At 64.6% G+C, this 8,396-nt stretch carries 9 protein-coding genes; 1 reads left to right on the top strand and 8 read right to left on the bottom strand.

Annotation, left to right across the window (positions count from 1 at the left end; all coding sequences use genetic code 11):
* Positions 1-315: RNase H family protein (locus A8G08_RS06790; protein ID WP_342669637.1), on the top strand; the 315-nt coding region annotated here is incomplete at its 5' end.
* A 60-nt stretch (positions 316-375) separates the two neighbouring features.
* On the opposite strand, the gene A8G08_RS06785 is transcribed toward A8G08_RS06790, so the two are convergent.
* From A8G08_RS06785 to A8G08_RS06750, 8 genes are all read right to left on the bottom strand, one after another.
* Positions 376-1,080, bottom strand: coding sequence for a hypothetical protein (locus A8G08_RS06785; protein WP_068271849.1), 705 nt, complete (start codon positions 1,078-1,080; stop codon positions 376-378).
* Positions 1,081-1,225: 145 nt separating this feature from the next.
* Positions 1,226-2,386, bottom strand: coding sequence for an MlaD family protein (locus A8G08_RS06780; RefSeq protein WP_068271846.1), 1,161 nt, complete (start codon positions 2,384-2,386; stop codon positions 1,226-1,228).
* Entirely contained in the window at positions 2,383-3,486 is a 1,104-nt protein-coding gene (locus A8G08_RS06775) for an MCE family protein (RefSeq protein WP_068271843.1), read from the bottom strand. The genes A8G08_RS06780 and A8G08_RS06775 overlap by 4 nt, the downstream gene beginning before the upstream one ends.
* Positions 3,483-4,583 carry an MCE family protein gene (locus tag A8G08_RS06770; RefSeq protein ID WP_068271840.1) on the bottom strand — a complete coding sequence of 367 codons (1,101 nt, stop codon included), beginning with the start codon at positions 4,581-4,583 and terminating at the stop codon, positions 3,483-3,485. Before A8G08_RS06770 ends, A8G08_RS06775 begins: the two co-directional genes overlap by 4 nt.
* Positions 4,584-5,579 carry an MCE family protein gene (locus A8G08_RS06765; protein ID WP_068271853.1) on the bottom strand — a complete coding sequence of 332 codons (996 nt, stop codon included), beginning with the start codon at positions 5,577-5,579 and terminating at the stop codon, positions 4,584-4,586.
* Complete coding sequence (locus A8G08_RS06760; protein WP_068271837.1) at positions 5,579-6,607, bottom strand: MCE family protein; 1,029 nt, start codon at positions 6,605-6,607, stop codon at positions 5,579-5,581. The genes A8G08_RS06765 and A8G08_RS06760 overlap by 1 nt, the downstream gene beginning before the upstream one ends.
* Positions 6,604-8,040 carry an MlaD family protein gene (locus A8G08_RS06755; RefSeq protein ID WP_068271832.1) on the bottom strand — a complete coding sequence of 479 codons (1,437 nt, stop codon included), beginning with the start codon at positions 8,038-8,040 and terminating at the stop codon, positions 6,604-6,606. Before A8G08_RS06755 ends, A8G08_RS06760 begins: the two co-directional genes overlap by 4 nt.
* 8 nt (positions 8,041-8,048) lie before the next feature.
* On the bottom strand, positions 8,049-8,396 hold a 348-nt coding region (locus tag A8G08_RS06750), incomplete at its 5' end, for an ABC transporter permease (protein WP_169823271.1).

Genomic DNA, 8,396 nt, shown 5'->3' with positions numbered 1-8,396 from the left:
CTGATCGAGAGCGATTCGCAGTACGCGATCAAATGTGCGTCGCAATGGCTGCCGAGTTGGCGCCGCAACGGCTGGCGCACGTCGGCGGGCGCGCCGGTGAAGAACCTGGAACTCGTTCAGGACATCGACCGGACGATCGCGGATCGTTCGGGCCCGGTCCGCTTCCGGTGGGTGCGTGGCCATGTCGGCGATACCTTCAACGAGATGGCCGACGAACTGGCGGGCCAGGCGGCCCGCGCCGCAGCCGAAGCAGCCCCGGAGGAGCCCGCAGCAGTCATGGCACAGGCCATTGACGAGCCGGCAATGTTGTTCTGATCGCAAAAGCAAACGGCCCGGTGGGATGCTCCCGCCGGGCCGTTTCGCGTTCAGTGCCGGTTACGAACCCAGCAGCGGTGCGTCCATCTTGCTGACGAGCCAGCGGCCGTCCACGTTCTCCATGGTGGCGACCACTGCGATCTGGCCCTTCTGCGGCTGATTCTGCGTGCCGAGGCTGGTGATCGTCTGGCCGATCGCCGCGACGACGACCGCGTTCTCGGTGTCACCCGACTGCACGCCGCACTGCACCTCGTCGCCGTTGGACTGAACCTGACCCGCGACGAGCGGATCACGCAGCGCCTGGCTGTTGGTCTCGAACTCGGTCTTCCACTCGCCGGTGGCGCCGTCGAGCACGTTCTTGAAGAACGTGTCGAGGTCGTTGTAGTTGTAGCTCGTGACCGTCTTGGCGTAGTCGCACATCGCATCCCGTGCGGCGGACTGTGCCTCGAGGATGTCGTTCTTGTCCTTGTACTGCAGGTAGAACACGACCGAGGTCGCGATTGCAGCGACCGCGACGATGCTTGCGATCACAGCCGTGATCAAGGTGCCACGCGAACGGCCCTTGGCCTGCGGCGGAACCTCGGGATCGGGACTCACCGACGCGGTGGTCGCGGCCGGCGCGGGCGTCGCGGGCGTCGCGCCCGGTGCGGGCGTCTCGGCCGGGTTCGGGTTGTCTGCGTCGAACCGTTTCGTGGGCTCCTCCGTCTTGTCCGCTTCGCCCCCCGGCTGCGAGTCGTCGTTCGGTCCGGTCTTGTCTTCAGCCATCAGAACATCTCGAACTTCCTCGGCGCTCCGCGCCGACTCGTAGCTTTCCCGCGCAGCGAGCGAACCAAATTGGGTTCGCCGAGTACGCGGGCCGTGCCCCAGCGAGTATGCCGGGTGTCATTTCGACTGCAACCACTACATCCGATCAGCTTGGGGGCAGTGGTGTCGACAGTTGATTCGGATCCACGCCCGGCGGGATGGTGGCGCCGTTGTTCGGCACATCGGGTCGCGGCGCGTTCGCAGAGCCGCGGATCTGGATATTCGGGTTGTCCGTCACGCAGTAATTCCACAGCGGGACACGGGGATCCGGGATCTTGGCAGGGGAGATCGGGATCGTGTTGTAGTCGCAAGTCGGGCGCGGGAGGATATCCGCCAGCGTGTGGAACTCCTTGTCCCAGGCGGGGATACCGAGGGCCTCCGAACCGTCGCGCAACGACGGGAACAGCGCCTGCATGGCCGGCGTGCGGAGCCGCGCCGCTTGCGCGATCGCGACGAAGTTCGTCACCAGGTTCGTCAGCGGATCCTGGGTCTCGGACACGACACCACCCAGCGTCGACATCGCCGCAGGACCCTGCTGAAGCAGCCGTCGCACTTCGAGATCGGCGGCGGTGAGCTCGTCGAACAGGATTCCGGTGTTGCGCGTCAGCGTGGACAGATCCGGCTGGATCATCGTGGTTGTCGACGCGATTGTGCGCAGATGCCCTATTAGCGCGGTAGTCTGCGGCAGCAGCGAATCGAGACCGGACATCGTGACGCTAATGCCGTCGATGACGCTCTTGAGCTGATCAGGACCACCCTCGAGCGCGGTGTAGAGCTCGTTGAGCACGACCTCGTAGCGAACCGGATCGATCTGGCCAATCAGCGTGCTGGTGTGGTCGAGCAGATCCGGTAGCGGCACAGGCGTTTCCACCGCGTCCGCATCAATCACGGCACCGTCTTCGAGGTAGGGAGAGTCGTTGCTGTCCGGCCGGAAATCGATGTACTGCTCGCCCGCACCGGAGAGCGCCTCGACCGCGACCTGGCCGCCGACCGGGATCTTGATCCCTGAGTCGAGCTCCGTCGTGACCGCGACGCCGGTCTCGGTGAGCTGAATATCGGTAACCTTGCCGACCCGGGAACCGCGCAGCGTGACATCGTTGTTCGCCTGCAGCCCACCCGAGCGGGACATGTTGACGGTCACCGTGTACTTCTGCTCGATCGGGTTGTACCGAATCACACCGATCAGCAGATAGCCGGCGCCCAGCAGCAGCACGAGGGCCAGGCCGACATTGGCTACCAGGAGCTTGTGCTCACGGAACCAGCTCATCGGTTGCCTCCCTGCAGCCGTTCCTGGACCCGATCGAGGACCTCGATGAGGCTGCCCGCAAACGCCGTGATGTCGGAGCCGTCGGGCACCCGGCTACCGAGTGGATCACTCAGCGCACCAACGCTCAGGTACTGGACCGTGACCGCGACCGCCAGCGTCTGGCCCTCCATGGAGGCCATCGCCTTGGGCTTCAAGTCGTGCACCGTCGCCATGGTCGCGCCGAGGCTGTCACCCATCTCGTACAGCCCGTTCATCAGCTTCGTCGTGTTCTGGAGGAGTCCATCAAGCTGGGTCGTCGTAGTGCTGGCAAAATCGTCGAGCGCAGCACTGGTGACGCCGATCTTGGCCAGCAGATCACCGATCTGCTGGTTGGTTTCGGCCAGGGTGCCGATCATGGGCGGCAGCGCATCCGCGACCGCGCCGAGCGACTCCTTGTTCTGGTTGATCGTGGCGAGCGTGGCATCGAGACCGTTGAGCGTGGCGTCGATGTTGTCGGTCTGCGAGTTCAGGCTCTCGATGATGTTGGTCATCTCGACGATGAGGTGCGAGATCTGCTCGCCGCGACCACCGACGATCGAGTCGAGCTCCGAGACCAGCTTCGAAACCTGGTTGATGCCACCGCCGTTGATCAGCAGCGAGATCGAGGTCAGCAGCTCCTCGACCGTCGCGCCGGCCGAGGTCTGCTCGAGCGGGATGGTGCCGCCGTCGGGAATCATCGCCTGCCCAGGCTCTTTCGGGGGCATCGCGACCGCGACGAAAACATCGCCGAGCGGAGTCGCCTGGCGCAACTCGGCCTTCGAGCCGGCCGGCAACGCGACATCCTTGCGGATCTTCATCTGCACATCGGCGGTGAAGTTGCTCGTGGTGATGTCGGTGACGATGCCGACGTCCGAGCCGCCGACCTTGACCTTCGCCTGCGCGGGCAGGTTGAGGGCATCGGCGAAGATGGCGTGCACCGTGTAGGTCTCACCCTGCACCTGCGGCTTGGGCAGCGGAATGTTCTCCACGGTCAGGCCGCAGGCCGGGACCGCGGCGAGCGCGACGACGGACACGAGTCCACCGAAGGCGCGAGCCCGAGTTGCGTTGCCACGAAGCCTCATCGGATCACCCCCAGGAGTGCGGCGGTGAGACCGAGGTCCGGGCCGAAGTCCTTGAGCTTGCCGGTGCGGCAGCCATCGGACCGCATCTGGATGCGCTCACAGAAGAGGCTGAGCAGCTCGTTGTCGAACAGCGCGCGGTCGGTGAGTGCGTGGAGGCGGATGGCGCGCTCCTCACGGCTGACCGCGTTGTCGATGTTCTGGAACAGCAGCGGTCCGACGTCGACGAACTCGGTGAGCTGATGCGCGTTCTGGCGCAGCTGCTCGGTGGTACCGGTGAGCCGGGTGAGCGAGTCACCGAAGGCCTGCCGGTTCTCGGCCAGCACCGAACTCGTGTTGGCCAGGAAGTCGTTGAGCTGGGTAAGCACCGATTCCAGGCCCGGTGCCTGATCGGCGAGCAGCTGCGACATCTGGGTGATGTTGCCGCTGAAGTCGCGCACGGTCTGGTCGTTCTCGGCGATCATCTGGGTCAGTTCGTTGAGCTTGATGATCGTGTTCGAGACGGCGTCCTGATTGTTCAGACCGGTCTTCAGGGCTCCGGAGAGCGCGTCGAGAGTGCGGCGGATGTCCTCGCCGTGCCCGTTGAGCACCTCGTACAGGTTGTCCGCGGACAGTGGACCATCCGGGTTGTCGGGGTTCGGTGACAGCGCCGCAGCGAACCCGTCGAGGGTCTTGATCAGCGCGCCGATTTCGACGGGCGTGCGGGTACGGGCGAGCGGGATGTGATCACCATCGGACAGTGTGGGTCCGTCACCGGCGTAGGCCGGCGTTAGTTCGACGTGGCGGTTCGTGACAATCGATGGCGACACCGACGCGGCAATCGCGTCTGCCGGCACCTTCTGATCGCCGTCGATCGACATCTGCACCAGGACGTACTCGCCCTTGGGTTCGATCTTCTCGATCTTGCCGATCGTAAGCCCAAGCACGGCAACCTCGTTGCCCTCGTACACGCCGGCGATGTTCTCGAAGTCGGCGGTGACGTGGATGGTGTTGGTGAATGCATCGCTCACGGGATCGGGCACCAGCGAGCAGCCCGCCGCCGCGACGGTCACCATGCCGCAGGCGGCAATGGCCTTGGCGCTTCGGCTGATTCGACTCATTTACCCGCACCCCTCGATCACATCGACGAAGCACAGCCAGTTGTCCGGGAACAACCAGGGTGCCCCCACATCGCCGTAATTGCCGTTGCCGAATGCGTTGTTCAACTGGCGCACAGTGACCGGCATGATCTCGAGCAGGTGGTTCAGGTTGTCCCGGTTCTTCTCCAGGCCCTCCGACATCGTGTTGAGGGTCTGCAGCATCGGGCCGAACTGGCCGTTGTTCTCGACGCCGATTTCCTGCAGCTGGCGCGACAGCGTGGCCATCGAATTCAGCAGTTGCTCGACGAGGGCCTGCTGCTCCATGACCCGATTACCGATCGCCTCGCCCTGACCCATGATCGAGAGGATGCTGTTGCGGTTGTTCGCAAGCAGCTCGGTGACCGCATCCATGTTCTTCAGCAGCCGGTCCACTTCGTCTTTGCGGTTGTTGATGATCTGGGCCAAGGCGCCGACACTATCGAGTGCTTGAGCAGCGATCGCCGGGCTGTCGCCGAGTTGCTTGTCGAGCAGGGCGAGCGACTCGTTGATCTTCTCCGCGTCGATGGCTTGGAACTTCGGCGTACCGATCTGCACCACGTCGGCGAGGTTGTACGGGACGCTGCTGTTGGACAACGGAATTCGGTTGTCCGGCAAGCCGGACCCATCACCGGTCTCGAGGTCGATGTAGTGCGCACCGAGAATGGTCGACATCTTGATCGTCGCGTGGGCGTCCGGACCGAGGTCGAGGCCGCGGTCGATCTGCAGCTTCGCGACCACCTTGTCGCGCTCGAGCTTCGCTGACTTCACCTGCCCCACATCGATACCCGCAACCTTCACCTTGTCGCCGGCCCGCATGCCCGCAGCCTGGACGAACTCGACGGAGATGGTCTTCTCGCCGATGCCGGCTGTCTTGACCGCGCTGGACCCGAGCAGGAGTACGACGATTGCGGCCGCGCCGGCCATGCCGATCCAGAAGTACCGGTTCCCTTGAAAGTTCGGGCGTGGAATTCGTGCCATCAGCGGCACACCTCCGAGTGCTCGTTGCCGCCGATTTGCGTGAACAGGCCCTTCGGGAACAGCACGCCCCAGAGCGAGACATCGAGGCTGCAGAAGTAGGCATTCGCCCATGCGCCGGTCGAGCTGATCCGGGCGACGGACGTCAGCACCGGCGGCAGGTCGATCGCGGCCTGGTCCAGTTGCGCACCGTTGGCGACGAGGTAGTTCAACGCGAGGGACGTCGAATCCGAGGTCGACTGGATCTCCGGCTGGACCTCGCCGAACATGTTCGCCATGGCGTCAGTTGCGCCTGCGAGCAATTGGGTGGAGTTCAGCAGTGACTGGCCCTGCGAGTAGAGCCCGCCGATCAGGGCCCGGGTCTGCGCGATCAGCGTTTCGAGTTCGGTGCTGCGATTGGCCAGTCCGGCCATCACGCCGCCGAGGTTGTCGATGACGTCACCGAGGATCACGTCGCGCTGCTGGACTGTCACGGCGAGCCCAGCAGCCTGGGTGATGAACGCGCTCAGCGAGACGTTGTCACCCTGCAAAGCCAGGATCAGGGTGTTGGACAGCGAGTTCACCTGTTCGGGCTGCAGCGTGGCGAACAGCGGCTCGAAACCGTTGAGCAGTGCGGAGATATCGAACGACGGCTCGGTGTTGTCCAGCGGAATTGTGCCGCCGGACTCGAGTGGTGCGCCGCCCTGACCTTCGCCCGGGGCGAGTGCCAGATACCGCTGGCCGATCAAATTCTGGTACCGCACAAGTGCTTTGGTGTTCGAGTACAGCGTCTGATCGTCCTGCACCACGAACGTCACGTTGGCGTCGTGGTTGGAATCGAGCTTAATGCTCTCGACGCGGCCGACCCGGACGCCCGAGATCCGCACGTCGTCACCGCCGTGCAAGCCGAGGACATCGGAGAAGGTTGCCGAGTAGGTGCGTGTATCGCCTTCGACGCTGCGTTGCAGCGTGGTCCACACGATCCACGTCACCAGCAGCGAGACGACAGCGAACAGGCTGAACCCGATCAGCGTCTTGTAAAGGCCTCTCACTTCGCAGCACCCCCATCCGACGCGGCCGAGACCGGGTACAACGCGCCGCCCTGCATTGCGGCCGCAATCAGCATCATCTGAGTCGCGTTCACCTTCTTGCCGCCGAGCGCGCGTACCGCCGCCGGACCGCGGATACCGCCCTGCGCCGGGACGGTGGCACTCGCCGGGGTGATGCCGGGAATCGGGGGCAGCTGCAGTCCGGGGAGCTGCGGCAACTGCAAGCCCCCGGGCAGCTGCGGCACCGGAATGACAGGTGCCTGCGGTGCGGCGGGTGCCTGGGCCGCGGGTGTCGGGATGAGTTCCGGTGCCGGGCCGGCGGATTCGAGCCGGCGCGGTCGGAGCTCGGAGGGCAGCACGCCCGGGTTCTGGCCAATTGGCGCGGTGAAACAGCTGGGACCAACCATGTCGCCGTAGCGCGGGCAGTCGGCCCGGGTGTACGGCTTGAACGGTGTGAACGAAAGATCCATGCTCCAGGCCATCTGCTGCGACGGGCCCCAGTTGAAGGTCGAATTCATCGCGGACAGCGAGTTGTTCAGGTTGACCATCGTCTGCGAGATGGAATCCGGATCGCTGGCGAGTGCACCGAAGGTCTCGTCCAGATCGGGGATGAGCACCTTCGCCGCGTTCGGGTTGGCCGCAAACAGGCCGTTGATCGAGTCGACCGCACCGCCACCGGACGCGAGCAGCGCGACGAGGTTGTCGCGTTGGCTCGAGATGGTGTTGGCGGTGGTGATCGAGCTGTTGAGCGCGTCGATCAGTTCCGGCATCGATTCGTTCACTCCGGCCGCTGCGGTGGCGATGTTCTGCAGGTCAGCACCGAGATCGGGGAATGCCGCGTCGACCGCGGTGAGCCAGCGATCGAGCCGCTCGATGGTCGAACCTGCGGCGCGGCCGCCCGGCTCGAGCGCGGTGGTCAGGGTGCCGAGCACGTGGCCGAGCTTGACCGGGTCGATCCGGTCAAGGATGTTGCGCACCTGGGTGAGCGTGTCCTGCAATGCGATCGTCTGCTTGCTGGTGTCCTGCTGGATCTCGTCGCCGGACTGCAGCGGCGAGGCCGGGCCATTGTCGATGAACTCGACCGACGTCACGGCGAAGATGTTGCTCGGCACGACCCGGGCGGTGACGGTGTTCGGTACGCCGTCGATGAACTTCGGGTCCATGTTGATGTGGACCTGCTGGATCTCGCCCTGGGCAGCGACCTCGACATCTTGCACGGTGCCAACGAGGACGCCGTGGTACTTGACGTCCGCATCGGCGGGAAGCCCGTCCCCTGTGGTGGTGAGCAGGGCCGTAACGGGAAGCTTCTCCTCGAAGTCGCCGCGGTACCGCATCATCAGCAGGGTCAGCAGCAGGGCGCCTATTGCGATGAACACGATGCCGGCAAGGACGAGTTGCCGCATCGTCGGGCCGCGCCCGCTCGGATCGATAATCACTGCGCCCCCTAGCCCGAGATCCTGATGCCGGGCGTGATCCCCCAGATCGCCAGCGTGAGGAACATGTTCGCGAACACCACGACGATGATCGACACCTTGATCGCCCGGCCGGCCGCGACGCCGACGCCCTCGGGACCACCCGAGGCGAAGAAGCCGTAGTAGCACTGGATGAACGTCGTCAGTGCCACGAAAACCATCGCTTTCAGCAGCGAATAGATCACGTCCGTGCTGACCAGGAATTGGTAGAAGTAGTGCATATACGTGCCGCTGGACCCACCGCCGATCAACGTGACGGTGATCTTGCAGGAGATGTACGCACCGGCGAGGCCGAGGCAGTACAGCGGGACGATCGCGAT

Origin of the sequence: Aldersonia kunmingensis, from assembly GCF_001646865.1 — a bacterium.
Lineage (GTDB): Bacteria > Actinomycetota > Actinomycetes > Mycobacteriales > Mycobacteriaceae > Aldersonia > Aldersonia kunmingensis.
The sequence above is the reverse complement of the archived record's forward strand: the minus strand, read 5'-3'. Positions and strand labels throughout refer to the sequence as shown.

What these genes read in the sequence shown, in the direction of transcription:
- A8G08_RS06765 (WP_068271853.1), bottom strand. Translation starts at nt 5,579, where the DNA reads ATGGCACGAATTCCACGCCCGAACTTTCAAGGGAACCGGTACTTCTGG.
- A8G08_RS06780 (WP_068271846.1), bottom strand. Translation starts at nt 2,386, where the DNA reads ATGAGCTGGTTCCGTGAGCACAAGCTCCTGGTAGCCAATGTCGGCCTG.
- A8G08_RS06770 (WP_068271840.1), bottom strand. Translation starts at nt 4,583, where the DNA reads ATGAGTCGAATCAGCCGAAGCGCCAAGGCCATTGCCGCCTGCGGCATG.
- A8G08_RS06775 (WP_068271843.1), bottom strand. Translation starts at nt 3,486, where the DNA reads ATGAGGCTTCGTGGCAACGCAACTCGGGCTCGCGCCTTCGGTGGACTC.
- A8G08_RS06785 (WP_068271849.1), bottom strand. Translation starts at nt 1,080, where the DNA reads ATGGCTGAAGACAAGACCGGACCGAACGACGACTCGCAGCCGGGGGGC.